Origin of the sequence: Ancylobacter sp. TS-1, assembly GCF_009223885.1 — a bacterium.
In the GTDB taxonomy this organism is placed as follows: Bacteria; Pseudomonadota; Alphaproteobacteria; order Rhizobiales; family Xanthobacteraceae; genus Ancylobacter.
On the sequence record NZ_CP045144.1, the window covers coordinates 3559718 to 3584839 of the forward strand.

Annotated in this window: 27 protein-coding genes and 1 tRNA gene; 7 read left to right on the plus strand and 21 right to left on the minus strand. The window is 65.8% G+C overall.

Annotated elements, in window-relative coordinates:
* The first annotated feature begins 78 nt into the window (after positions 1 to 78).
* The gene (locus GBB76_RS16670; RefSeq protein ID WP_152304338.1) at positions 79 to 405 is read left to right on the plus strand and encodes a helix-turn-helix transcriptional regulator; all 327 of its coding nucleotides are present in this window, start codon (positions 79 to 81) and stop codon (positions 403 to 405) included.
* 178 nt (positions 406 to 583) lie between these two features.
* Here GBB76_RS16670 and GBB76_RS16675 read toward each other — a convergent pair whose 3' ends face one another.
* The 5 genes from GBB76_RS16675 to rpmH all read right to left on the minus strand — a co-directional run bounded on the left by GBB76_RS16675 (position 584) and on the right by rpmH (position 4888).
* Positions 584 to 1657 (minus strand): NAD(P)-dependent alcohol dehydrogenase, encoded by a 1074-nt coding sequence (locus GBB76_RS16675; protein WP_152304339.1) that lies wholly within the window; start codon positions 1655 to 1657, stop codon positions 584 to 586.
* A gap of 107 nt (positions 1658 to 1764) precedes the next feature.
* Positions 1765 to 2469, minus strand: coding sequence for a ribosome biogenesis GTP-binding protein YihA/YsxC (yihA, locus tag GBB76_RS16680; protein ID WP_152304340.1), 705 nt, complete (start codon positions 2467 to 2469; stop codon positions 1765 to 1767).
* Positions 2470 to 2473: 4 nt separating this feature from the next.
* Positions 2474 to 4291, minus strand: a complete 1818-nt coding sequence (gene yidC, locus GBB76_RS16685) for a membrane protein insertase YidC (RefSeq protein WP_152304341.1) — start codon at positions 4289 to 4291, stop codon at positions 2474 to 2476.
* Complete coding sequence (gene rnpA, locus GBB76_RS16690; protein ID WP_152304342.1) at positions 4281 to 4688, minus strand: ribonuclease P protein component; 408 nt, start codon at positions 4686 to 4688, stop codon at positions 4281 to 4283. Before rnpA ends, yidC begins: the two co-directional genes overlap by 11 nt.
* A 65-nt stretch (positions 4689 to 4753) precedes the next feature.
* Positions 4754 to 4888 (minus strand): 50S ribosomal protein L34, encoded by a 135-nt coding sequence (gene rpmH / locus GBB76_RS16695; RefSeq protein WP_013165198.1) that lies wholly within the window; start codon positions 4886 to 4888, stop codon positions 4754 to 4756.
* 409 nt (positions 4889 to 5297) lie between these two features.
* Between rpmH and GBB76_RS16700 the strand changes: the two genes are divergently transcribed.
* From GBB76_RS16700 to GBB76_RS16720, 5 genes are all read left to right on the plus strand, one after another.
* Positions 5298 to 6896, plus strand: a complete 1599-nt coding sequence (locus tag GBB76_RS16700; RefSeq protein ID WP_152304343.1) for a HAMP domain-containing sensor histidine kinase — start codon at positions 5298 to 5300, stop codon at positions 6894 to 6896.
* The gene (locus GBB76_RS16705) at positions 6889 to 8145 is read left to right on the plus strand and encodes a glycoside hydrolase family 2 TIM barrel-domain containing protein (protein WP_152304344.1); all 1257 of its coding nucleotides are present in this window, start codon (positions 6889 to 6891) and stop codon (positions 8143 to 8145) included. Before GBB76_RS16700 ends, GBB76_RS16705 begins: the two co-directional genes overlap by 8 nt.
* A gap of 126 nt (positions 8146 to 8271) precedes the next feature.
* Positions 8272 to 8348, plus strand: a tRNA-Arg gene (locus GBB76_RS16710).
* A gap of 234 nt (positions 8349 to 8582) precedes the next feature.
* Positions 8583 to 8948: a LysR family transcriptional regulator gene (locus GBB76_RS16715; protein WP_152304345.1), complete on the plus strand. Its 366-nt coding sequence runs from the start codon at positions 8583 to 8585 to the stop codon at positions 8946 to 8948.
* On the plus strand, positions 8890 to 9471 hold the full coding sequence (locus GBB76_RS16720; RefSeq protein ID WP_152304346.1) for a LysR family substrate-binding domain-containing protein: 582 nt from the start codon (positions 8890 to 8892) through the stop codon (positions 9469 to 9471). Before GBB76_RS16715 ends, GBB76_RS16720 begins: the two co-directional genes overlap by 59 nt.
* Here GBB76_RS16720 and GBB76_RS16725 read toward each other — a convergent pair.
* From GBB76_RS16725 to GBB76_RS16780, 12 genes are all read right to left on the minus strand, one after another.
* Positions 9454 to 9738, minus strand: a complete 285-nt coding sequence (locus GBB76_RS16725; protein WP_152304347.1) for a DUF2274 domain-containing protein — start codon at positions 9736 to 9738, stop codon at positions 9454 to 9456. The two genes, GBB76_RS16720 and GBB76_RS16725, sit on opposite strands and share 18 nt — an antisense overlap.
* 2 nt (positions 9739 to 9740) lie before the next feature.
* On the minus strand, positions 9741 to 10922 hold the full coding sequence (locus tag GBB76_RS16730; RefSeq protein ID WP_152304348.1) for a TrbI/VirB10 family protein: 1182 nt from the start codon (positions 10920 to 10922) through the stop codon (positions 9741 to 9743).
* Positions 10919 to 11902 (minus strand): P-type conjugative transfer protein TrbG, encoded by a 984-nt coding sequence (gene trbG, locus GBB76_RS16735; RefSeq protein ID WP_152304349.1) that lies wholly within the window; start codon positions 11900 to 11902, stop codon positions 10919 to 10921. The genes GBB76_RS16730 and trbG overlap by 4 nt, the downstream gene beginning before the upstream one ends.
* Entirely contained in the window at positions 11899 to 12588 is a 690-nt protein-coding gene (trbF, locus tag GBB76_RS16740) for a conjugal transfer protein TrbF (RefSeq protein ID WP_152304350.1), read from the minus strand. Before trbF ends, trbG begins: the two co-directional genes overlap by 4 nt.
* Positions 12585 to 13814, minus strand: coding sequence for a P-type conjugative transfer protein TrbL (gene trbL / locus GBB76_RS16745; RefSeq protein WP_152304351.1), 1230 nt, complete (start codon positions 13812 to 13814; stop codon positions 12585 to 12587). The genes trbF and trbL overlap by 4 nt, the downstream gene beginning before the upstream one ends.
* 1 nt (position 13815) lies before the next feature.
* A complete protein-coding gene (gene trbK-alt / locus GBB76_RS16750; RefSeq protein ID WP_152304352.1) occupies positions 13816 to 14085 on the minus strand; it encodes a putative entry exclusion protein TrbK-alt in 270 nt (89 codons plus the stop codon).
* An 11-nt stretch (positions 14086 to 14096) separates the two neighbouring features.
* Positions 14097 to 14858, minus strand: coding sequence for a P-type conjugative transfer protein TrbJ (gene trbJ, locus GBB76_RS16755; RefSeq protein WP_152304353.1), 762 nt, complete (start codon positions 14856 to 14858; stop codon positions 14097 to 14099).
* Positions 14855 to 17308, minus strand: coding sequence for a conjugal transfer protein TrbE (gene trbE, locus GBB76_RS16760; protein WP_152304939.1), 2454 nt, complete (start codon positions 17306 to 17308; stop codon positions 14855 to 14857). The genes trbJ and trbE overlap by 4 nt, the downstream gene beginning before the upstream one ends.
* 13 nt (positions 17309 to 17321) lie before the next feature.
* Positions 17322 to 17591, minus strand: coding sequence for a VirB3 family type IV secretion system protein (locus GBB76_RS16765; protein WP_152304354.1), 270 nt, complete (start codon positions 17589 to 17591; stop codon positions 17322 to 17324).
* Entirely contained in the window at positions 17591 to 17923 is a 333-nt protein-coding gene (locus tag GBB76_RS16770) for a TrbC/VirB2 family protein (protein WP_152304355.1), read from the minus strand. The genes GBB76_RS16765 and GBB76_RS16770 overlap by 1 nt, the downstream gene beginning before the upstream one ends.
* Positions 17920 to 18891, minus strand: a complete 972-nt coding sequence (trbB, locus tag GBB76_RS16775) for a P-type conjugative transfer ATPase TrbB (protein ID WP_152304356.1) — start codon at positions 18889 to 18891, stop codon at positions 17920 to 17922. Before trbB ends, GBB76_RS16770 begins: the two co-directional genes overlap by 4 nt.
* A 174-nt stretch (positions 18892 to 19065) precedes the next feature.
* Positions 19066 to 19965, minus strand: coding sequence for an HNH endonuclease (locus tag GBB76_RS16780; RefSeq protein WP_152304357.1), 900 nt, complete (start codon positions 19963 to 19965; stop codon positions 19066 to 19068).
* Between the two features lie 203 nt (positions 19966 to 20168).
* On the opposite strand from GBB76_RS16780, the gene GBB76_RS16785 reads away from it, so the two are divergent.
* Complete coding sequence (locus GBB76_RS16785; RefSeq protein ID WP_152304358.1) at positions 20169 to 21269, plus strand: Fic family protein; 1101 nt, start codon at positions 20169 to 20171, stop codon at positions 21267 to 21269.
* A gap of 80 nt (positions 21270 to 21349) precedes the next feature.
* Here the strand turns inward: GBB76_RS16785 and GBB76_RS16790 are convergent, their stop codons facing one another.
* From GBB76_RS16790 to GBB76_RS16805, 4 genes are all read right to left on the minus strand, one after another.
* Positions 21350 to 22303 (minus strand): hypothetical protein, encoded by a 954-nt coding sequence (locus GBB76_RS16790; RefSeq protein ID WP_152304359.1) that lies wholly within the window; start codon positions 22301 to 22303, stop codon positions 21350 to 21352.
* 7 nt (positions 22304 to 22310) lie between these two features.
* On the minus strand, positions 22311 to 23579 hold the full coding sequence (locus GBB76_RS16795) for a three-Cys-motif partner protein TcmP (protein ID WP_152304360.1): 1269 nt from the start codon (positions 23577 to 23579) through the stop codon (positions 22311 to 22313).
* A 48-nt stretch (positions 23580 to 23627) separates the two neighbouring features.
* Positions 23628 to 24407, minus strand: coding sequence for a phage Gp37/Gp68 family protein (locus tag GBB76_RS16800; RefSeq protein WP_152304361.1), 780 nt, complete (start codon positions 24405 to 24407; stop codon positions 23628 to 23630).
* A 264-nt stretch (positions 24408 to 24671) separates the two neighbouring features.
* The gene (locus tag GBB76_RS16805; protein ID WP_152304362.1) at positions 24672 to 25118 is read right to left on the minus strand and encodes a CopG family transcriptional regulator; all 447 of its coding nucleotides are present in this window, start codon (positions 25116 to 25118) and stop codon (positions 24672 to 24674) included.
* Between the last annotated feature and the right edge of the window lie 4 nt (positions 25119 to 25122).

Sequence of the window (25122 nt, forward strand, 5' to 3'; positions counted from 1 at the left end):
ACGTCGTCGCCGGTGCTGACAGCACGGCGGCGGCGCCCTATGTGAAACGGGTCCGTCGCCGCGTCAGGAGAGCCGTCCATGGCCGAAACCGCTTTTCCCGCCAATCTCGCCGTCAGCCCCGAACAGGTCCGCGCCGCCCGCGCCGTGCTCAACTGGAGCCCGCAGGAGCTTGCCGAGCGGGCGCGGGTGACGCCGGACTGGCTGCACGAATTCGAGCAGGGCCGCGAGCCGGGCGACGATCTCGACCCGGGCGAGGCTGAGCGCCTGCGCCGCGTGCTGGAGGAAGCCGGCATCGACTTCCTCGACGCCGGCGAGGCCAGCAGCGGCGGCGGGCCGGGCCTGCGCCTCAAGCAGAAGGGCGGCTACATCGCCGCCGAGAATCTCAGCTCGGCCAACGACGTGTGAGGGTCAGTCGGACGAAAGTCCGTTCGACCTCTCCCCGAGGGGGAGAGGTCGCCGCGCAGCGGCGGGTGAGGGGGCGGGACGCCGAGCCAAGCCCCTCACCCTACCCCTCTCCCCGACGGGGAGAGGGAGAGCGCGCGCTGGCACCGGCGAGGACGCCGCAAGCGTAGGACGACACCCCTTACGGCGTGATCGCCACCTTCAGCACGCCGTCCCGCTGGTGCGAGAACAGGTCGTAGGCGGCCTCGATGTCGTCGAGCTTGAAGCGGTGGGTGACGAGGGGCTTCAGGTCGACCCGGCCGGAGGCGATGACGTCGATCAGCCGGCGCATGCGCTCCTTGCCGCCGGGGCAGAGCGTGGTGACGATCTTGTTGTCGCCGAGGCCGGCGGAGAAGGCGCCGAGCGGGATCTTCAGGTCGGTGGAGTAGACGCCGAGCGAGGACAGCGTGCCGCCCGGGCGCAGCACCTTCAGCGCGCTTTCGAAGGTGCCCTGCGTGCCCAGCGCCTCGATGGAGACGTCGACGCCGCGCCCGTCGGTCAGCGCCATGATCTGCTCGACCACATCGCCCTTGGTGAAATCGACCACATGGCTGCACCCGAGCCGCGCGGCGATGGCGAGGCGCTCGGGCACGGTGTCGACGCCGATGATGCGGGTGGCGCCTTTCAGCTTGGCGCCGGCCACCGCGCACAAGCCGATCGGGCCGAGCGCGAACACCGCCACCGTGTCGCCGATCTGCACCGCGCCGCTTTCGGCGCCGGAGAAGCCGGTGGACATGATGTCCGGGCACATCAGCACTTCCTCGTCGGAAAGGTCGTCCGGCACCGGGGCGAGGTTGGCGAGCGCGTCCGGCACCAGCACATATTCGGCCTGCGTGCCGTCGATAGTGTTGCCGAACTTCCAGCCGCCCATCGGCTTGAAGCCGTGCTTCATGCCGGGCCCGTCCTGCGAGCCGCAGCCGCACAGGCAGGCGTAGGAATAGCCGCTCGGGGTGATGGCGCCGGCGATGACGCGCTGGCCCTCGCGATAGCCCGTCACCTGCGAGCCGAGCTTCTCGATGATGCCGACCGGCTCATGGCCGATGGTCAGGCCGCGGGCGACCGGATACTCGCCCTTGAGGATGTGCACATCGGTGCCGCAGATCGTCGTGGTGGTGATGCGGACCAGCGCGTCGAGCGGCCCGACGTCGGGAATCGGCTTCTCGTCGAGGACGATGCGACCGGGTTCGACGAAGATCGCCGCTTTCATCTTGGCCATGGAATGTCTCCTGCGGTGGGTTCGGCAGGAGAATGACCATCCGGCGCGCCGGCGCCATGACACGCGTCAACAGCCGACCAAGGGACGCGCCGGAGCCCGGCGCGCGCTCAGACCGCGATGCCGCGCTCGCCCATCAGCCGCACGACGGCCGCGCGCAGCTCGGCGATGCCGTCGCCCTCGCGGCTGGAGGTCGGGAACACGAGCGGGAAGGCCGCCGGCCGGCGCGTCAGCGCCGCCTGGGTGGCGGCGATGCGCTCGGCGCGCTCGGGCGCCTTGAGCTGGTCGGCCTTGGTGAGCACGACGGCATAGGAGACCGCCGCCTTGTCGAGCCCGTCCAGCACCTCGAGGTCGATCGGCTTCAGCCCGTGCCGAGAATCGATGAGCACGAAGACGCGCGCCAGATTCGCCCGCCCGCGCAGATAGGCGTGAACGGTGGCGGTCCAAGCGTCCACCTTGTCCTTGGGCGCCTTGGCGAAGCCGTAGCCGGGCATGTCGACGAGGGTGAGGTCGGGGCCGAGCCCGAAGAAGATCAGTTCCTGCGTGCGCCCCGGCGTGACCGAGGTGCGGGCCAGAGCCTTGCGGCCGGTCAGCGCGTTGACCAGGCTGGACTTGCCCACATTCGAGCGGCCCGCCAGCGCGATCTCGATGCCGCGCATCGGCGGCAGTGTGGCGATGGTCGGCGCCGCCGACAGGAAGGTCCACTCGCCGGCGAACAGCCGTCGCCCGGCTTCGATCTCGCCGGGGGAAAAAGCGGTCGCGGCGGCACCCTGCTGTGCCGCCGCGTTGTCGTTCTGATGTCCGGAATCGCCCACGTCGTCAGCCGGCCTTGGGCTTTTTCTTGCGCACGAACATGCTCTTCAGATTGTCCCACAATTCGATCTTCACGCCGTTCTTGCGCATGATGATCGACTGCTGGAGCACCGACAGGGTGTTGTTCCACGCCCAGTAGATGACGAGGCCCGAGGCGAAGGACGACAGCATGAAGGTGAAGATCAGCGGCATCCAGTCGAAGATCATCTTCTGCGTCGGGTCCGGCGGGGCCGGGTTGAGCTTCATCTGCGCCCACATGGTGCAGCCCATGATGATCGGCCACACGCCGAGCATCAGGAAGTGGCCGATCACCGGCACGGTGGCGGGATCCCACGGGATGATGCCGAACAGGTTGAAGATCGTCGTCGGGTCGGGCGCCGAGAGGTCGTGGATCCAGCCGAAGAACGGCGCGTGCCGCATCTCGATGGTGACGAACAGCACCTTGTAGAGGGCGAAGAAGACGGGGATCTGGATCAGGATCGGAAGGCAGCCCGCGACCGGGTTGATCTTCTCCTTCTTGTAAATCTCCATCATCGCCTGCTGGAGCTTCACGCGGTCGTCGCCATAGCGCTCGCGCAGCGCGGTGATCTCCGGCTGCACCGCCTTCATCTTCGCCATGGAGGCGTAGCTCTTGTTGGCGAGCGGGAAGAACACGGCCTTCAGCATGACCGTGACGACCAGGATCGCCACGCCGAAATTGCCGACGAAGCGGTAGATCCAGTCGATCACCAGGAACAGCGGCTTGGTGATGAAATAGAACCAGCCCCAGTCGATCAGCCGGTCGAAGCGGTCGATATTGTACTGCTGCTGGTAGCCGTCGACGAGCTGCACCACCTTGGCGCCGGCGAACAGGCGGCCATCCGTCGAGGCTTTGGCGCCCGGCGCCACGCTGACGGCGTCGCCCAGAAAGTCGGTCTGGTAGGTGTGGTCGGTGCCGGTCTGCGCGGCGGAGAAGCGCACCTGCACCTTCTCTTCGGCGCCGGGAATGACGGTGGCCGCCCAGTACTTGTCGGTGATGCCGAGCCAGCCGCCGACCGAGGGGAAGGTCTCGGACTGGCGCTCGGCGATGGCGCTGTACTTGACCTCGTGGAGGCCACCCTCCGAGGTCACGCCGATCAGGCCTTCATGCAGGATGTAGTAGCCGAGCGTGTGCGGCGTGCCGTGGCGCGAGATCAGCGCGTAGGGATGCAGCGCGACCGGCGCGGCGGTGGTGTTCTCCACCTCGTCGACCACGTGGAACATGTAGTTAGGGTCGATGGTGACGGTGCGGCGGAAGGTGAGGCCGGCGCCGTTGTCCCAGGTCAGCACCAGCGGCGCGTCGGGCGTCAGCCTGGCGCCTTCGGGCGCGGTCCACAGCGTATCGGCACCCGGCACCGCGACGGTGGCGCCGGCGCCCGGCACCCAGCCGAACTCGGCGTAGAAAGGATTCGGCCCGCCGGAGGGCGAGAGCAGCACGATGATCGGGCTGCTCCGGTCGACGGTCTCGTGGTAGCCCTTGAGCGACAGGTCGTCGATGCGTCCGCCCTTGAGGGCGATGGAGCCGACGACGCTCGGCGTGTCGATGGCAACGCGCGGCGAGCGGGCGAGGGCCTCGGCGCGGGTGAGCGCCCGGGGGGCGCCCGTCGCGGTGGTGGGGGCGGCGGTGCCGGGGGCGGGCGCCTCGGTGCCGGCGGCCGGTGCCGTGCCCGGCGCCGGCTGCTGGGCGGCCTGCTGCTGCTGGCGCTGCTGCTCCATCTGCGGGACGCCGGAGAAATACTGCCAGGCGATCAGCACCGCCATCGACAGGACGATGGCGGCGATCATATTGCGATTTTCACTGGTCATGCAGCGTCTCTCCGTCGGCGTGCGCCGGACCCCGCGCGGTTTGTTCGCGCGCGGGCCTTGGCGGACGTCGGCTTCCTGAATGGAGGCGGGCGATGCCTCGCTCGATGTCTTTTACGAGGTCGGCGAAAGGCGTGCCGAGCGCGGCGCGCCGGGCTACGATCACATAGTCGAAACCGTCCTTGCCCGCGCGCGGCAGGGCGTCGCGGACGGCGGCGCGCAGACGGCGGCGGATGCGATTCCGCTCCACCGCGTTGCCGTGCTTCTTGGTGACGGTGAGCCCGATCCGGGGCGCGGTCTCGTCGGCGCGGTCACGGCCCTGAAGCAGCAGCGGACCCGAATTGGCGCGCAGCCCTGAGGCTGCGGCCAGGAAGTCCTTGCGCTTGACGATCCGGTGCATGGCTGGGCGCCGATCCTCAGGCGGCAGCGCGGCGCGCCCCAGCCATATGGGGCCGAAAGGCGGGATCAGGCCGACAGACGCTTGCGGCCATGGGCCCGGCGGGCATTGATGATCTTGCGGCCGTTGCGGGTCGCCATGCGCGCACGGAAGCCGTGCCGGCGGGCGCGCACGAGCTTGCTGGGTTGATAAGTGCGCTTCACGGGTCTTTCTCCGCTTGTTCGATATACTGCCCGGACCGGAATGCTCCCCGCTTCCGGCAGACCGCGAAACCAGTCGCGGTAACAAGCGCGCATACGAGGGGCAACCCGACCGCGTAGGCAGCCGTGGTTGGAGCCGGCTTATAGGGGGGGCGCCTGCCCGAGTCAACGTGTCGGCGCCCAACTTGTGCACGCCATCGCGCCGGGGGCGTCCCGCTTCCGTCGCGAGCGTGCGCGATCACACTCTGGCGATCGCGCGCGGGCGCCATACATGATGGGATGGGACAGATCCGTCCGGCCCGCGCCTGCGTAGGAATGACGTTGCGTCGTCTCCATGCCGCATTCGTTGGCTCGGATGGGAATCCGCCGGGCGCCGCGCAATGCGCAGGCTTCCGGCGCGGGCAGGGGTTCGATGAAGCAGGATTCGGAATCGGGAACGCGCGCCGTCGCCCTGTCCGCCGTCGCGGCGGGCAGCGGCTCCGCGCGCCCGGCCGAGGCGGTGCCTGCGGTGCCCGAGCGCCCCGGCGCCCGCCCCGGCGCCGGGGCGCCGGCCGCGCGCGTGCCGCGTCATCTCGGCCTTTCCGGCAAGCTGCTGGCCTTCACCCTCGTCTTCGTGCTGCTGGCCGAGGTGCTGATTCTCGTGCCGGCGGTCGCCGCCTTCCGCCTCAACTGGCTGTCCGACCGGCTCGCCGCCGCGCGTACCGCCGCGCTGGTGCTGGACGCCGCGCCGGACGGGATGATTCCGCCCCAGCTGACCCAGGAACTGCTGCGCAGCGTCGGCGCCATCACCGTGGCGCTGAAGCGCGACGACACAAGGCGCCTGCTCGCCTCCTCCGACATGCCCCCCGACGTCGACCACCACGCCGACGTGCGCGATGTCGGCCCGTGGCAGGCGGTGACGGAGGCGGCCGACACGCTGCTGGCGCGCGACGGGCGCATCATCCGCGCCGTCGGCACGCCCCCGCGCGGCGACGGCTTCGTCGAGATCGTGTTCAACGAGACGCCGCTGCGCAAGGCGATGCTGCGCTTCACCGGCAACCTGCTGCTGGTCTCGCTGGTGATCGCCGCGCTGACCGGGGCGCTGGTCTATCTCGGCCTCGCCTGGATGTTCGTGCGGCCGATGCGCCGGCTGACCCTGCGCATGATCGCCTTCCGCGACAATCCCGCCCTGCCGGTGCCGGAGGTCGGTCCCGGCACCCGTATGGACGAGATCGGCCAGGCCGAGCGCGAACTGACCGCCATGCAGCGCCAGATCGCCGAGACGCTGCAGCAGAAGAGCCATCTCGCCGCGCTGGGTCTCGCGGTGTCGAAGATCAACCACGACCTGCGCAACCTGCTCGCCTCGGTACAGCTCATCTCCGACCGCCTCGCCGACATTCAGGACCCGGCGGTGCAGCGTTTCGCGCCCAAGCTGGAAGCCGCGCTCGACCGCGCCATCGCCTATTGCCAGCACACGCTCGCCTATGGCCGCGCGCAGGAGCCCCCGCCCGAGCGGCGCATGGTGGCGCTCGGCCCGCTGGTGGCCGAGGTGCGCGACACGCTCGGCCTCGGCGGCGGCGAGGACGGGACCGGGATCGGCTTCGTCGAATCGATCGATCGCGGGCTGGAGGTCGACGCCGACCCCGACCAGCTGTTCCGCGTGCTGCTCAATTTGTGCCGCAATGCCGTCGAGGCGCTCTCGGCGCGGGCGCCCAACGATCTCTCCCGCGACCAGATCCGCATCACCGGCCGGCGCGAGGGCGCCATCGTGGTGATCGAGGTGGCCGATACCGGCCCCGGCGTGCCCGAGCGCGCCCGCGCCCATCTGTTCGAGGCGTTCCAGGGCTCGGCCCGGCGCGGCGGCACCGGTCTCGGCCTCGCCATCGCCGCCGAGCTGATGCAGGCGCATGGCGGCGACATCCAGCTGGTGCCCGGCACCATCGGCGCCACCTTCCAGCTGCGCGTGCCCGACCGTCCGGTCGATCTCGACGCCCATCGCGACGCCCAGCGGGCGCTGCGCTCGCATGGCTGAGCGCCCGCGCCGCGCCGGATGGCTTGCCGCCGCGCCGCTCCTTCTCGCCGCGCTGCCCTCGCTTGCCGCCGAGGTCACGGTGTCCGGCCGCGACATCCGCGTCGACGGGCGGCCCTTCGCCGTGCGCGGCGTGGCCGGCAACGGCCCGCTGGCGCCGCTGCCGGGCCTCGGCGTCACCACGGTGCGCAGCTATGGCGAGGACCCCGGCCCGCTGCTCGACGCAGCGCAGGGGCTCGGCCTGAAGGTGATCGCCGGGCTGTGGGTCGGCCAGCCGCGCCAGGGCGCCGACTATGCCGACCCCGCCTTCCGCGCCCGCCAACTGGCGGAGCTGGAGGCGCTCGTTACCCGCTACAGGGATCATCCCGCTTTGCTGATGTGGGGCATCGGCAATGAGGTGGAGGTCGACCTCGCCGACGATTCGCCGGTCTGGCCGGAGATCGAGGCGGTGGCGGCCATGGTGCGCCGGGTCGATCTGGCGCATCCGACGCTGGCGGTGCTGGCCGAGACCGGCAGCGACAAGGTGGCCAAGCTGATCGCGCAGGCGCCGAGCATCCAGGCGCTCGGCCTCAACTCCTATGGCGATGCGCTCTATTCCGCCCCTGCCCGCGCCCGGGAGCAGGGCTGGCAGGGGCCGATCGTCATCACCGAACTGGGTGCGCTCGGCCAGTGGCAGGCGGCGCGCGCGCCCTGGGGCGCCCCCTTCGAGCCGACATCGACGCAGAAGGCGATCCAGCTTCGCCGCTATCTCAAGGCGCTGGGCGAGGCGCAGGCCGGCGCCATCGTCTTCCTGTGGGGCCAGAAGCAGGAGGTGACGCCGAGCTGGCACAGCCTGCTGCTGGCCGATGGCCGCACGCTGGAGGCCGCCGAGGCCATGGCCGAGGCATGGGGCGGCGCGCTGCCCGGCGCCAACCACGCCCCGCGCATCGTCTCCCTGCGGGTGGCGGGGGAGCCGAGCGCGCCCTTCGCCTCCTGGCCCGCGGATGGGGAGGGCACCTTCACGCTCGACGCGGTGGAGCCGGACGGGGAGCCGCTGGACGTGCGCTGGTATGTGATGGGCGAGAGCGCGGCGCGCTCGGTGGGCGGCGACGCCGAGGCCGTGCCGCCGCTGTTTCCCGATGCGGTGCGCCATGCCGGGCCGACCGGGGCGCGGGTCTCCGGCCTGCCGGCGGGGCGCTACCGCCTCTTCGTCGAGCTGCGCGACGGGCGCGGGGCGGCGGCGACCGCCAACATGCCCTTCGAGGTGCGCTAGGCCTGTGGAAAGCTCCGCTCGTCATCGCGACGTCTTGCAATGTCCGCCGAAACGGGGTAGCTGACGGGCCCTCGCGGTAGCCATTCCTGCCGCGACACAGGCCGCTCCCGCCAGGGAGACGGCCGGGCGCCCGTAGCTCAGCTGGATAGAGCACCAGACTACGAATCTGGGGGTCAGGAGTTCGAATCTCTTCGGGCGCGCCATTTTATCTCATTGAAAAGACAGCTATTTTAGCCCCTTCGGGGTTCGGTCAGCCGGCTTAAACTGTCGGATTAAGCCGGTTTTTCAGCCGGTTTTGGACGGACGGATACTGCTTCGCGCCCAGTCGCATCGCGGCGTGTCCGATGGGGATAACCCACTACGGAACCTAGGTTGACGAATTCGACCCTCACGGCGACGTTGGTATCATTGCGCTGACCTATGGCACCGGATCCCTGATGTCCGCTAGGTTTCCCACCTCGATCGATCTGCGCCATCTGCGCTACTTCATTGCGGCGGCCGAGCACGGAAGCTTTCGTAAGGCAACGACGGCGCTGGACGTCCAGGAATCGGCTATCAGTCGCAGCGTCGGGGATATGGAAGACGGGATCGGGGTGTCGCTGTTCATTCGGCACCCAAGCGGCGTCAACCTCACGCTCGCCGGACAGCGCTTCCTGAACCGGACACGACAGGCGCTCGATCAGATCCGCGAGGCGACTGTGGAGGCCGCCGCGCTCGGTAGGGCGGAGGAGGGACACCTGAAGAATGGCCTGTTCTCGAACTTGGCCTCAGGCTTTCTGGCCGAATCTGTTCCAGAGCTATGACAGGCGCTATGCGGGCGTTCACATCGAATTCGTCGAGGCGCCAGCGGAAAGCCATACTGCAGCGATACGGCGGTTCGATCTCGACGCCGCCTTCGTGCTGGGCCGGCAAAGCTGGCCGTATTGCGATGCGCTTGCCTTATGGAGCGAGCCGATCCTGTTGGCGAGACCGCGGCTTCATCCGATCGCGCAGACCGATGAACTGTCCTGGCGCGATCTCGTGAACGAGACCTTTCTGGTACGTACCGAAGGCTCGGGTGATGACGTGCGTGGTTTTCTCGAGCACAAGTTCCAACAGCTCGGCATCTCGCCGCGGATCAGTGCACAGCAGCTCGCACGCCACAACCTGTTGGGCTTGGTCTCGATCGGGCGAGGCATTGTGCCGGTGCTCCAGTCCGAGTCGGTAATCGCTCTGCCGGAGGTGGTCTATCGGCCGCTGGTGGGAGAAGAGGTGCCGTTCTCGGTGATTTATCGCCCAAGAACGACAATCCGGCGTTGCGAACCCTACTCAGCCTGGTGCGGATGATGGCCCGGGAGAGGATGGCGACGGCCTAGACGCTGTCGGCAAGGCGCTTTCCGCCTCTCGCCGCGCCTTGGCAAACTCCCGATCGGTGGCGATGAAGCGCTCCAGCATCGGCACGATGAGTTTGACTGGATCGCTGATCGGCTGGCCGGTCTCGCGGGCGAGGATGTCGGCATAGGCGAGAAGATCGCGGTGAAGTGCCCCCGGTAGCGACAGAGCCACCTTCACCGGTTTGTCGCTGGGGATGGGACCGAGCTTCAGCTTCGCCATGGTCAATACCTGTAGGGCTCAACAACAAGATCGCGCGTGACCATGACGCGCACCGGGAATCCCGGCCGGATGGTCAGCGTTGGGGCGACCTGCAATTGCCGGCGGATGATTTCCTGACCGGCATCGTTGATGGTGTCCTGCGCCCCGCTCTGCAGCGCCTGGATCAGTTCGTCCTCATCATCCATGGCGAGCTCGGCGCTGACGGAGAGCAGCGTCGAGAGCCCGACCGCCTTGGCGAGATCCCACCAATGCATGTCGACGCCGTCTTCAAGGCCGGCATAGCCCTGCGCGTCCGTGCCGGGCTGACGCTCCAGCACGATGGAATGACCATTGGGAAAGATCAGCCGGTTCCAGACCAGCAGGATCCGGCGCTGACCGAAGCCGACGCCATTGTCGTATTGGCCCAGCAGCCGGGTCCCCTGCGGGATGATCAGGATGCGGCCGGTCGGGCTGTCATAGACGTTCTCGGTCACCTGCGCTGTGATCGGACCGGGCAGGTCGGAGCGAATGCCGGTGATGAGCGCGGCGGGGATGACAGCGCCGGCCTGCAGCACATAGGGCGACGCCGGCGCCATGACGCGATCGGTCGCGACGACGCGTCGATCGACAGCGGCATTGAGGAAGGCAAGCTGGCGATCCTGGGGTGAGGACGTGCCGCCCGTTCCTGCCGAGCCAGGGCCGCTGAAGCCGGAGGCACCCGTCACTGGCGACGCCGGCGCGCGGGCCTGCGCAGCCTGGAAGAATACGCGACTGGTCCGCGCGGCTTCCTGTTCGGCGAGACGGCGCTGCTGCTCGGGATCGACCTGTGGCGCCGTCAGTGTCGGCGGCACGACGGGCTGGCCGCGGTTTTGGGCGTCGAGGATTGGCCGGCCGAGATCGCCCGGCAGCGGTGGGCCGAGGATCGGGCCGGTGTAATCACGCGGCAGGCCGGCAAGACCATCGGCGGTGGAGCGGTTCTGGGTGGAGTAGAGCTCCTCGCCGCCGGTGCCCTTGTCGCGACCCTGCAGCGCATAGATCAGGGCGCCGCCAATGCCGAGGCTGACGACCAGCCCGGCCCCGGCCAGCACTTTCCGCGAAAGGCGCGTAACGCGCGGAGGTTCCGGACGCAGCCGCATGGCGGCGGCATGATCTGTGTCCGGGGCGGCAAGATCGGCCTCAATGTCATGACTGCTTGGATTACTCATGATGCCGGCCTCCCGTCCGTGCGCTCGATCCGCACCTTCTGCGGACGCTCCCCGCCGCCGAGGCGGAGCTCGGCCGCACCGAACAGCCGGTCGACGATCAGGAAGTTCTGGTAGATGCGACTATTGACGATCTGCGCTTCGCCATCCGCGCCGATGACGAAGAGCGGCGGCATCTCGCCCTGAATGACCCCGCGCGGGAACTCGACATAGACCTTGCGCCCGTCGTCATAGACGGCCATCGGCCGCCAGGGCGGTGTGTCGCCGGAGAGTGCGTAGCGATAGTTGCGGGCAGTGAAGCTCGGGATGACCGGCGTCGCGGGAACACTGGAGCGCTGCGCTCCCGGAACCTGCGGATAGGCCCAGGCGACGGCCGGCATATAGGGCGTCTCGCCAGCCCGTAGCTCGATCATGTAGCTGCGCCGGTCGGTGGTGATGACGAGGTTGGTCGAGATGTCCGCCCGCGTCGGCTTTACCAGCACATGCACGCGCCGCCTCGCGCCTTCGCCGCTCTCGGTGTCGCCGATGATCCAGCGCGCGGTGTCGCCCGCCGCGATCGGCCCGCTGCCGGTCAGGCTCTCGCCCGGCTCCAGCGCGATATTGGTGATCTGGCCGGGCGCGGCATAAACTTGATAGAGCGCGCCCTCGCTCCAGGGATAGATCTGGATGGCGTTGTAATAGCCCTCGCGGCGCGGCTCGACGCGGGCTGCCGCATTGGCGTTCTCGACGCGGGCAACAGGCGTTTTAGCGTCTGTGCCGCCCTTGGCTGGCGTCCAGGCGGGTGGCGTGTGGAGCGGGCGCGGACGCTCATCCGCAACCACGGTCGGCACCGTCGGCAGCGCCGGCACGTCACTGTCATAGCTGATCTGCGGCGGCTTCGGAGCCGATGCGCAGCCGCCCAGCGCGCTTGCGGAGAGCAGGAGAACCGCAAAGGCGGATCGGCGGAAAGCCGGAGATGCGGGTTTACGGATAGACGTTTTCACTGGCTCATCTCCCGCGACCAGCTGATGGCGTTGACATAGATGCCGAGGGGATTGGTGCGCAGGCGCTCGGCATCGCGCGGCGGCTGGATCACCAGGGTCAGGATTGCGCTCCAGCGCTCGGTGGCGGCGAGCTGGCCGTTCTCATAGCGCCGTTCGACCCAGGCGAGGCGGAAGGAATCCGGCGAGGCCCGGATCACGCTGGAGACCTCGACGGCGATCTGCTGCTTGCCGACCCGGGTAAAAGGATCATTGGCGCGGGCATAATCGTTCAGCGCGGCGGCGCCCCGATCAGTGGTGAACTCATAGGTCCGAAGCCAGTTCTGGCGCACGATGACGGGGTCGGCCGGCAGGCTGCGCACCTGCTCGATGAAGCGGGCGAGATGCCAGGCGATCTGCGGATCGGTTGGGCGATAGTCTGCGGTGGCGGGTCCAACGGCCTGCGTCTGACCGAGGCGATCGACCTCGACCACCCAGGGCACAACGGTGCCCTTCGTCGACTGCCAGATCAGCACTGATGCAAAGCCGGCCGAGAGGAACAGACTACTAAGCGCCATCAGCCGCCAGTTCTTGGCCTGCACACGGGCCGAGCCGATGCGCTCGTCCCAGACCTGTGCTGCCTTCTGATAGGGCGTGACCGGCTCGGGCGAGGTGCCGTAATGGGTTGCGGGTCGCTTGAAGAGGCTCATGAGCGGTCGCTTTCAGACAGGGAGACGGAAGAGCCGCTGGCATGGCTGTCACCGGAGCGCACAGCATGGGCGGCGGCGGAAACGCCGTGGCGAAGCGACTGGCCGCGCTTCATGCGCTTGGCCCAATCGGGCACGTCACCGGCGGAGGAAGCCGAGGTCGTGCCGTTGATGGCGTTTGCCAGCGGTGACAAGGCGGTGGAGCCTGCGGCCCGCGCGACGCCACCCAGTCCCGAGGCGACACCCGCCATGCCGGACGGACTGGCGGAACCGAGGCTATAGGCCGTTGCGCCACCCCGCGCTGCGGCAGCCGTCGCTGAGAGGGCGGCCCCGCCGCCGCGGATTGCGAGGCCGGCAGCACCGCCCGCTGCCAGCAGCGCGCCACCGGCGGCGAGGCCCGTGCCAACGGCGGCCCCAGCGCCCAGCTGCGGGCCACCGGAGACAAGGCCGGCGGCAATGCCGGGACCGAAGATGCCGAGGCCGAGCAGGGAAAGGGCAGCCAGCACGATGGCCATGGCGTCGTCGATGGTGGGCGTCTGTCCCCCAAACCCCGCGGTGAACTGGCCAAACAGGGTGGAGCCGATGCCGATGATGACCGCGAGCACCATGACCTTGATGCCGGAGGACACGACATTACCCAGCACCCTTTCGGCCATGAAGGCGGTCTTGCCGAACAGGCCGAAGGGGATCAGCACGAAGCCGGCGAGCGTCGTCAGCTTGAACTCGATCAGGGTGACGAAGAGCTGGACGGCGAGGATGAAGAAGGACAGCAGCACCAGCGCCCAGGCAAACAGCAGGCAGGCGATCTGGATGAAGTTCTCGAAGAAGGCGACCCAGCCCATCAAATCGGAGATGGACTCGAGCAGGGGACGGCCCGCATCAAGCCCGGTCTGTGCCACCTTGCCGGGACGCATGAGATCATCGACCGAGAAGCCGGTACCCGAGCCTTTGATACCCAGCCCTGCGAAGCTCTCGAAGACGATGCGGGCGAGCTTGTTCCAGTTGCCGATGACGTAGGCGAAGACGCCGACGAACAGGGTCTTCTTGATGAGCCGGGCGATGACGTCATCATCCGCGCCCCACGACCAGAACAGCGCCGCCAGCGTGACATCGATGACGATGAGGGTGGTGGCGATGAAGGCGACCTCGCCCCCAAGGAGGCCGAAGCCGCTGTCGATATAGGAGGTGAAGACCCCGAGGAAAGTGTCGATGACGCCGGTGCCGCCCATCTCAGCGGCCTTCGTTCGATGCGGGACGGCCGAGGAACCGGTCCCGCGTCTGCGCCCAGACCTTCAGGCACGCGGCGTCCTGCGCAGCCGCCTCTCCCAACTTCTGACACTGCCGCTGCTCATCGCGCAGAGGATCGCGCGCGGCCTTGACCGTCCGACTGGGGGAAGGCTCCGGCGCGTTCTCCTCCCGGCTCATCTCAAGAACCGCCGCCGTGCCGGCGATGGCCACGAAGATCACCGCCCCTAACCGGGCCGGCAGGGCTCCGTCCATGTTCGCCTCCCTCAGTTGCTGAACATGCGGGCATTGCCGGGTTGATAGCCGGCGCCCGGAGTGAGGAAGCGCCGCCGCTGCTCGCGTCCCTGCTCGGCGGCGGTCGCGCGTTCCGCCTCAGAGAGCGCCGCGGCGCGTCCATTGGCGGACATCACCGCGATGAGGTCGGAGAGCTGCTGCGACTGCAAAGCGAGAAGCTGGTTGCCGGCTTGGGCAGCCTGAAGCGCACCGGTGGCACCCTGGCTCTGGCCGACGAGCGTTGCCATCTCGGCGTTATTGGCGTCGACATTGCCGACCACGCCAGCCTGCACCCGCAGCGCATCCTGCAGACCGCCAACGGTCGTCTGCCAGCGCGAGCGTGCACCGGCGACAAGATCGGCATCGGACGCCGAGAGCGGAATGTTGCCGTAACGCTGCTGGAAGGCCTGATCGATCTGGCCGACATCGAAGGCGAGGCTCTGCGCCTGTCCGAGCAGTTGCTGGGTGCGCTGGACCGACTGCTGGATCTGCTGGAGCGAGGAATGCGACAGGCTGGTTAGATCGCGCGCCTGGTTGATCAGCATCTGCGCTTCGTTCTGCAGTGAGGTGATCTGATTGTTGATCTGCTCCAGCGCCCGTGCCGCCTGAAGGACGTTCTGCCCATAGTTCGAGGGGTCATAGACAATGTCCCACGCCGAAGCGGGGTCGATCAGATGAGGCGTGACGACGACGCTCGCCATCAGTGCGATGGCGAAGCGCGCCGCGCGATGGGATCGTTTCGGACGAACGGTCATGGACGGTTCCCTTCGACATTGGGGATCAGATTGGAGAGGTTGGGGATCAGATCAGCGGCCCAGTTCAGGCCGCGATGGCGCAGCCAAGCCTCAACGAAGCTGTCGTGGCCATGCACGGCGAAGATCTTGCCGATGGCCTGCTGATCGGTCTTGGAGGAGGCGGCGCATAGCGCCAGCGCGATGTCGGACAGGCCGAGTTCGAACAGCCGGTTGCCGCGCCGTGACTGGCAGTAATAGTCGCGTTTCGGTGTGGCCCGAGCGAGGATCTCGATCTGCCGGTCATTGAGGCCGAAGCGGCGATAGATGGCCGTGATCTGCGGCTCGATGGCCCGCTCATTAGGGAGCAGGAGACGGGACGGGCAGCTCTCGATGATGGCGGGGGCGATCGCCGAGCCATCGATGTCGGACAGCGACTGCGTGGCGAAGATGACGGAGGCGTTCTTCTTGCGCAGGGTCTTCAGCCATTCCCGCAGCTGGCCCGCGAAGCCCTCATCGTCCAGCGCTAGCCAGCCTTCATCGACGATGATCAGGGTCGGCGATCCATCGAGCCGGTCCTCGATCCGATGGAACAGATAGGCGAGCACCGCCGGCGCGGCCTCCGTCCCGATCAGTCCTTCGGTCTCAAACGCCTGGACGTTGGCCGAACCCAGATGCTCACTCTCCGCATCCAGCAGCCGGCCCCATGCGCCGCCGATGCAGTAGGGACGCAGCGCCTGTTTGAGGTCGTTGGATTGCAGGAGGACGCAGAGGCCCGTAAGCGTACGCTCCTCGACCGGCGCGGAGGCGAGCGAGGTCAGCGCCGTCCAGATGTGCTCCTTCACCTCCGGCGTGATGGAAACGCCTTCGCGGGTGAGAAGGCCCAGAATCCAATCCGCAGCCCAGGCGCGCTCGGTAGCTTCATCGATGCACGCAAGTGGCTGGAGCGAAACACTCTCTGCACTCCCTTCGCTGAGACTGCCGCCGAGATCGTGCCAGTCGCCGCCCATGCCGAGCGCGGCGGCGCGGATCGAGCCGCCGAAGTCGAAGGCAAACACCTGCGAACCAGGATAGCGCCGGAACTGCAGCGCCATCAGCGCCAGTAGGACCGACTTGCCCGCGCCGGTCGGGCCGACGACGAGGGTGTGGCCGACATCGCCGACATGGAGGCAGAACCGGAACGGGGTCGAGCCCTCAGTCTTGCCGAACAGCAGCGGTGGTGCATTGAAATGCACGTCCTTCGCCTCCCCTGCCCACACCGCTGAGAGCGGGATCATGTGGGCGAGGTTCAGCGTCGAGATCGGGGGCTGGCGGACATTGGCGTAAGTCTGGCCTGGCAGTGAGCCGAGCCAGGCGTCGACGGCATTGATGGTCTCCGACATCACCGTGAAATCGCGGCCCTGGATGACCTTCTCGACCCGCCGCAGCTTCTCATCCGCGGTGCGCGGGTCGGGATCCCATACCGTGACCGTCGCGGTGACATAGGCGATGCCGGCATGGTCGGCGCCGAGCTCCTGCAGCGCGAGGTCGGCATCGGCCGCCTTGTTCGCTGCATCCGAGTCCATGAGGACGGATTGCTCGTTGGTCATCACCTCCTTCAGGATCACGGCGATGGATTTGCGCTTGGCAAACCACTGACGGCGGATCTTGGTGAGCAGCCGGACGGCATCCGTCTTGTCGAGAAGGATCGCCCGGGTCGACCAGCGATAGGGAAAGGCCAGCCGGTTGAGCTCATCGAGCAGGCCCGGCGTCGTCACGGTGGGAAAACCGGTGATAGTCAGGATACGCAGATGCTGGTCGCCAAGGCGCGGCTCCAGCCCGCCGGTCAGCGGCTGATCGGCCAGTAGGGCATCGAGATAGATCGGCGTTTCCGGCACACGGACACGATGCCGGTGTGTCGAGATACAGCCATGCAGATAGCTCAGCGTCTCGCTGTCATCGAGCCAGCGGCATTCCGGCATGAAGGCGTCGATGAGGTTGAGGAGGCGATCGGTTCGGTCGGCAAAGCCGCGCAACGTCTCATGGGGATCAAGGCTCGCCTTGTCCCGCCCTTCATAGAGCCAGCCTTCGGTGCGCGCGGCATCCTCAGCCGGCGGCAGGAAAGTGAAGGTCAGGAAGTAGCTCGACTCGAAATGGCTACTGGCCTCTTCGAAATCCGCCCGCCGCTCGGCCTCGACCAGCGCGGAGGCGGCATCAGGGAAGTTGCTCGCCGGATAGGTCGCGGCGGCCTGGCGCCGTGCCTCGACAAAAATGGCCCAGCCCGAGCCGAGGCGGCGGAAGGCATTGTTCAGCCGCCCGGCGACCGCGACCAGTTCGGCCGGCACGGCACTGTCGAGGTCCGGCCCGCGAAACCGCGCCGTGCGCTGGAACGAGCCATCCTTGTTCAGCACGATGCCTGGGGCGACCAGTGCCGCCCAGGGCAGGAAATCGGCGAGGCGGCGGTTGCGGCTGCGATACTCCGAGAGGTTCATCATCATGGCATCTCGCTCAGAATGAGAGATGCGCGGGGATGCGCAGATGCCGGCGTACCACCTCGACAAAAAGCGGATCGCGCTTCGCGGCCCACACCGCCGCGACATGGCCGATCATCCCGATGGCAAGGCCGACCAGCCACAGGCGCAGGCCGAGGCCGACGGCGCCGGCGAGCGTGCCGTTCAGGATGGCGATGGCACGGGGCGCGCCGCCGAGCAGAATGGGCTCGGTCAGTGCCCGGTGGACCGGCACGCTGAAGCCGGGCACCTCGATTGGCTCAGCCATCAGATGAGCGCTCCGCCGCCGAAGGAGAAGAACGACAGGAAGAAGCTCGAGGCGGCGAAAGCGATCGACAGGCCGAACACGATCTGGATCAACCGGCGGAAGCCGCCCGACGTATCGCCGAAGGCCAGAGCCAGCCCGGTCGAGATGATGACGATGACGGCGATGATCTTGGCGACGGGGCCTTCGATCGATTGCAGGATCGACTCCAGCGGCGCCTCCCATGGCATGGAGGAACCTGCGGCATGCGCGCTGGCCGTGGCCAAAAGGCTGATGCAGGTGGCAGAAATGGCCAGCTGGGCCGCGCTGCGGGCGCGATTGAGCGATCGGATCATGTGAGATCTCCGGTGAGGACGGGGGTGACGCGGTAATCGCCATCGGGGCCAAGGCCCTCGATAGATCCGAGTTCGGTGAGCCGGCGCGCCGCGCCGCGGCCCGAGAGCACCGCGATGACGTCGATGGTCTCGGCGATCAACGCGCGGGGCACGGTGACGACGGCTTCCTGGATGAGCTGTTCCATCCGCCGCAGCGCGCCGATGGCGCTGCCGGCATGGATGGTGCCGATGCCGCCAGGATGGCCGGTGCCCCAGGCCTTCAGCAGGTCGAGAGCTTCCGCACCGCGCACCTCCCCGACCGGGATGCGGTCGGGACGCAGGCGCAGCGCCGAGCGAACGAGATCGGACAGCGTCGCCACGCCATCCTTGGTGTGCATGGCGACGAGATTCGGCGCGGCGCATTTCAGCTCGCGCGTATCCTCGATCAGGACGACGCGATCGGAGGTTTTTGCGACCTCAGCGAGCAGCGCATTGGTGAGCGTGGTTTTTCCGGTCGAGGTGCCGCCCGCGACAAGTATGTTGGCGCGGGACGCCACGGCCGAGCGCAAGGCTTCGGCCTGTCCGCCGGACATGATCCCGGCGCGGACATAGTCCTCCAGCGTGAACACCGCGACGGCGGGCTTGCGGATGGCGAATGTCGGTGCCGCGACCACCGGCGGTAGCAGGCCCTCGAACCGTTCTCCCGTCTCGGGCAGTTCGGCTGAAACGCGCGGGGCGCCCGCATGAACCTCGGCGCCGACGTGATGGGCGACCAGACGCACGATGCGCTCGCCATCCGCTGCCGACAGCTGTTCACCCGTGTCGCACAACCCTTCCGAGAGCCGGTCGATCCACAGCCGCCCGTCCGGGTTCAGCATCACCTCGACGACTTCAGGGTCTTCCAGATGCCGGGCGATCGCCGGACCCAGTGCCGTACGCAGCATCCGTGCGCCGCGGGCAAAACCCTGATGATGTTGTGCTGCCGCCATCCGAACCCCGACAATGCCGGGGTCATGACGATCTCATCCCGGGTGGGGATGATTAAAAGAGCCCGATATTAGGCCGGTTCAACAGGATTCGATCCGCGTCGCAGCGTGGCGTGCAATGACAGGCGAACGGCGGAACTGCTGCAGTGATCGGAAGCGGCATAGGGAGCCTCCGCTTCACGGCTTGAAACAATGCTCTCTATGCCAGCGCAGGAAATGGGGATGGGGTCGCTCGATCAGTCTGCGGGGCGCGATGGCGCGGCCGTCTTTGTTGATGAAGGCGCGCACGCCTTCGGGATCGTTGGTCTGCCGGGAAATGAGGATGTCCAGATCATCCGAGAGGCTGATCAGTCCGCGATCGAACATCCAGTGTGCCGTGCCAGAAAGCGCCAACCCGTTGCTGACGATGTCGGGGCCACTCGCTTCGACAGGCCGGATATGCGCGGCTGCCACCTCGGCGCGCCCGCCGCCATTGATCAGCTTGAGCCCGCTGATGGCACAGCGCTCGTCATAGGCGCGCAGCACGACGCGCCGGAAGATGCGGTCGCGGACGATACGAGAGGAGAAAACGTCGATGCGCTCGCGGGGCTGCTCGAACGCGAATGGCGCCTGTTCTTCTTCAAAGCCTGAGAGGGACGCACCCTCGTCGACGCGGGGCAGCAGCGGCTCGCTGTCATTCAGCCCGAGCGTGACGATCCGGTTGAAATCCTCCGGCGAGAGCGGACGCACGGCGGCTTGCGCACGCCCCGAAATGCGCCCGTCAGCGTTCAGCACACCGCGCTCGACGACGCCATCCGCATCGGTGAACGGCACCGGGTTGGCAAAATCGAGATAGCTGCCCGGTTCGATGAGAGCGAGATACATGCCCGGAGCGGTGGGATCGGGAACGACGCGCTCGACCCTGGCGATCGCGAAATAGCCACGGGTCTCCGTCACTTTCCGGGGTTCGTAGTAGACGATCCAGTCGCCGACGCAGGCCTCGACGCGTCCCAGATATGGGCGCGGGAACTGATACCGCTCAGCCGGGCTGTCGTCATAGATCGAGTCCGAGCGGTGAATGAAAACGCCGAATCCCATGTGCCATCCCTGATCCCCATTCGATCGTATCGCAGAATGGGCATCATTCGGCAGCAGGGGGCCATTCCCCCTGTCGCGCGCGTCACGTTATCGACCCAGCATCACGCTCTGAGTTCTCCTTCGACGGCCATGAGCGATAGGACGGCTATCTATCAATCACGTGTCCGCTATTATGTGAGCGATAGAAGGAGACCCTATCGCTCATGGTGTGGAACTGGACGCAGCACGGCTGGCCGCATTTTGCCTATGATCCGGTCGCCCTCGAACCGCTGGAGCGGCGCTTCCTGCTGCTCACCGGCGAGGTGATCGGTGCGGTCCGGCATGTCAGCGAGGGCGAGCGGGACCTGCTGCGGATCGAACTCCTCAGCGACGAGGCGGTCAAGACCAGCGCGATCGAAGGGGAGACGCTGGATCGCCTCAGCGTGCAATCCTCCCTGCGCCGCCAGCTCGGCCTCGACACAGACAATCGCAACGTGAAGCCAAAGGAACGAGGCATCGCGGAGATGATGGTCGATCTCTACCGGAGCTGGGCGGATCCCCTCGACGCCGACACGCTGTTCCGCTGGCACCGCATGTTGATGGCGGACAGACGGCATCTGGAAACGATCGGCGGCTACCGTCTCCATGAAGACGCGATGCAGATCGTGTCCGGCCGCCAGGATCGGCCGACGGTGCATTTCGAGGCGCCGCCATCCTCTCGGGTTCCGGAAGAGATGGCTGCCTATCTAACTTGGTTCAATGGCTCGGCCCCGGACGGCGACAATCCCCTGCCGGCACTTACCCGGGCCGGTATCGGACATCTCTATTTCGAAAGCATCCATCCCTTCGAGGACGGCAACGGACGCATCGGGCGAACGCTCGCTGAAAAATCCCTCGCACAGAACATCGGCCAGCCGACGCTGATCGCGCTCGCCCATACCATCGAGCAGCATCGCAAGGCCTATTACGATCAGCTCGAGATCCATCAGCGGACGCTCGATGTCACGGGTTGGCTGGTCTATTTCGCGGAAACGATCATCGCGGCCCAGCAGACAACGCTCGGCCGCGTCGCCTTCCACATCGCCAAGGCGCATTTCTACGATCGCTTCCGCGACAAGTTGAACGAACGGCAGGAAAAGGTGATCGCCCGTCTCTTCCGTGAGGGCCCTAGCGGCTTCACGGGCGGCCTGAGCGCGGAGAACTACCTCGCGATCACCGGCACCTCACGCCCCACCGCCACGCGCGACCTGCACGATCTGGTCGAGAAAGGCGCCCTGACGCGAATTGGCGAGCGCCGCTACACGCGCTACCACCTGAACCTGTGACCTGATGCTCGTTATCGCGGCATGGCACCTGAGTACGTCGAACTTCTCCCCCTCGGAGGAGCCGGTGCCGCTGACGGCCGTCAGCACGTTTTGACGAGCGGCTCGTAAGGTTCGAACTTTATTTTACTCGCCCTCAGGCCGGCGCCGTCATTGGGGCGGTCGAGCACGAGAAATAGCCTCGATAGAGGATGGCCAGGATCGAGCAGCCATCGACAAAGGGAGCGCGTCTTTGGCGAGAGCCCTACAGGCTCCAGACTGATGACTCCCTTTACAGGGAAGCGGCCCTGGCGTGTTACTGCATTGAAGTATTCTGCGAATGCTCCTGCCGCCAAATCTGAAATGGCCGCGAGATCCTCAATGGCTAGACTGCCATCGTCGGATAGCGTCGTCGCGCATCGGAGATGGCCAAGGTCGTGCTTAAGGTAGTGCACTCCCACCGCCGCAACGATCTTGGTAAGCTGCGTTAATTGGCCGTCGTTCGCCGCAATCTGGTCCTGGTCGACGATCCAAAGAACGTTCTGGTTCGGGGCTGAAAAGCCCGCGACGAGGTAACTGCCCAGATGAGCTACTCTCAGGACCTGTTCCTGAACGGACTTCTTCCAGACTCCGAGCAACTCTCGAGCTTCGTCGTCGTCGGAACGCTCGAACAGACTGCCCGTATTCTTGTCGACAGCGACAACAATCAGAGCCCCTTCGATCTCATTGGCCGCATTTATAAAAACAGGTAAAGCTGATCGGCGGAAACGGTCGTTCAATGCCTTAAACGATAAGCGACGGGACTTGAGAATTTCTTGACGAAACGCCCGTTGCGCCTGAAACCACCAGTCATTAGCGTCTAAATCGAGCAGCAGAAACGCGTAGGTATCGTAACGCGAGCCAGCGTGGGAACCGCTGAAATCGGCGACCGACACGAGTTTCTGTCCTCTTGTGCCGTTAGGAAACCCTGGCGCCGAACTGACGTATTTTTCAAATATCTCGGATAGGACCGAACCAAGTCCCTGGCTTGAGAAACGATCCGAGACGACGTGGATCATGACAGCCCTATCGGCCGAGCTTCCGGATGAACGACTTTTGGGGACGGTTACGCACCTGATCGGTCCAGCTTAGGGCCTTGGCGGCGGGCCTTGGGCGGCCGTCTTCCGTGAAAACATCAATTTCGCTGTAGGCGTCGCGCAGTTGGACGATCGCTTCGGAAACGAGATCAAAGGTCAGTGGCGTCTCATTGCAATGCGCGCGAAATAGATCGCCGATCGTGACAGGCGTCGCCGCATCTGGCGCGTCATCGCGCACTAAGCGCGGAAGCTGATCTATTGCCGCGGCGAGGGAGTCCTTACGGGCGTCGACGCCGAAATCAAATTCGAGCTTCGCCTGATCCAGATTGATGCTGGGATCGAAGCCAAGAGCGTTGAAGCCGGCATCACCGGGGTGAACGAAAACATTGCTCATCGACCAATGCAGCCTTGCCATCTCGTCTCGAGCGCGGGTGTGCTTGGACAGATGCAGCAACCAGTAGGATCTACGGCTATCAGCCGAACGGATAAAGAATGGCGTGTAGTAGTCTGCTCCTGTGCTGCAGATGATGTGCTTGTAGAGCATGCCTTGAATCACCTGACGCTGCCCCTGTTCAGTCTTGAGCGCCCTAATCACGTCGCCCATGGCGGGGTCAAGTTCGATTGCCTGCCCGCCCATGGTTCTCGCTGTCGCATCCGAAAAGTAGTCAATTAGTGAGTCAACTGAGAAGGTGATCAAGACCTCGGGATTACGAAGATCGGCGAAAATCTCGCGGATTGTCGCGAATGAAACCGCACTCCATCCATACTGATCCAAGAAGAATAACGACCGGTGGCTAGGGCCGCGGGCTTTAATCGCTCGTATAATTTCTGTCGATTGCTCCTCAAACAAACCCGTCAATATTGTAATTGAATTTCCAACATCTTTCCCGAATTCAGAATTCATCAGTTCATGAGAAAGGAACTCAGTATGTTCCCGGCGCTTGTCAATGAAGAAAAATTGCGCCCTCATGGCAAATTCATTCTGCCGCGTCATCGTAAGGCCGACTGCAGCAGCCTTTACAGCCCGAAGAACTCTTAATGGGGATCCTGCAACAATCGTAGACCCGTTTTGATAGGCGCCGCCGCCGCAAAAGCCATCTACCACCGTCAGGTTCAGCTCCCGACGCCGGGGATTGGACGAAAGAATGTTGATGTACCGTTCGATATAGCTGGCGAACACATCGTGTTTAGCGATGCTGTGAGTGCCGATCTTCGGCAAAGGCTGTCCCAATTTCCAGTCGTAATGCTTGACGGCCATATTTGCCGCGACCTTTCAAATCGACAGCCCTGCAGACTACATGACTGATCAGATAATCTCAGGCGCCATAGGCATATCATTCCAGATTTGTCCACGGTACTCGCGGCCGTTGGCCTTTTTGGAACGCTTCTTGTTATCCTTGCCCCAAGTTCCCCACTGTTTAAAGAAAAAAGCTGTGCTGAAGGTCTCGCAGCGGGTGTAAATTTCGTCGATCCAGTCCTCGCGAATTGGGCGAGCGTTCGTGCCGCTTTCGCCGCCAACGATCGCCCAGTGAATGTCGGTTAGGTCGACGGCGCCCACCGGCCCGATTAACGGCTCGAATGAGATGAACCGGATGGCGGCAGGAACCGCACGCAAATGATCTATCCGTTCGACAACGTCGGCGTTTTCGACGCTGGTACCAAGCCAGACATTGGGAAGCACGTCGGGGATAGCACGCGCCACGACTTCAGCCATGCGCTTGGGGCGCTTGGACAGTATCTGATAGTTATGATGCGGCGTCTCTCGCATGACCCGCCAAACGTCGAGAATAAAGTCCTCGCTAACGGCGTCGTGGAAGAGGTCGCTCATCGAATTGACGAAGATCTTTCTGGGCTTTCGCCAGCCATAGGGGATGTCCAGCGCGGCGCGATCTTCACGGACGACGCCATTCCATATCGCCCGTTTGCCGCTCTTTCGGGTCAGCCCCTCGTACTTGGGAACCCCCATCGCCTCGAGCCGGCGAGCCATCTGCATTGCATAGCAGTTGGTGCAGCCAGCGGTGACGATTGAGCAGCCCGCGACGGGATTCCAGGTGGCGTCTGTCCACTCGATCTGTGTTTCAGCCATGGCATTAACCTCTTCCATCGCGCCCGGAAAGGCGGTTCATCGAGGGGGATAGTCAACTCGCATAAGAAAATATCGCGTTAACCATGACCGCTTCGATCGAGCTTCGTAGCGACGATATCAGGCAGGGGTGCGTCAGTTCCGTCGCACAGTTGTTCAACCTGAACTGGAAGCTGTCGACGACCGGGGCGGGCTTTGCAATGGTCGTGATTGGTCCGCCGATACCGACCCTGCCCGAAAGCAGGCCTTCTCACAGTCCGAGCAGGATCAACTCCGGCTGCTCCCGTCTTTCTCCGCTCCCCCAACATCCTCCCCGATCTCCTGCCGCAGCTGAGGCCCTTTCGCCAGGCGCCGACCGAGGGCGCGGGTGTAGGCTACGTAGCGCTCCGAGACCTTGGCCCGTGTGGCCTGGGCGGCCGGCTCGGGCAGCGCTGGCGTTGTAGCGAGCCAGAAGCGGATGAAAGTGGCGAAGGCCTCGGTAGAGATGCCGAGGTCGCGCTCCAGCCGCGCGAGGCGGCGATCGATCTGGCCGAGGCGCCGGGCAAGAGCGGCCTCCTGACGCTCGGCGCTGTCGGGGGACAGGAAGGAGGCGATCGCGGCCTGGGCGATCAGGGACATGGGCTGGTCGCGCTGGGCGGCATAGTGCGCCAGCATGTCCATGATGTCGGGCTCGAGATAGACGGATATCTGCGCTTTCTTCGGGCGACCTGCCATGGCG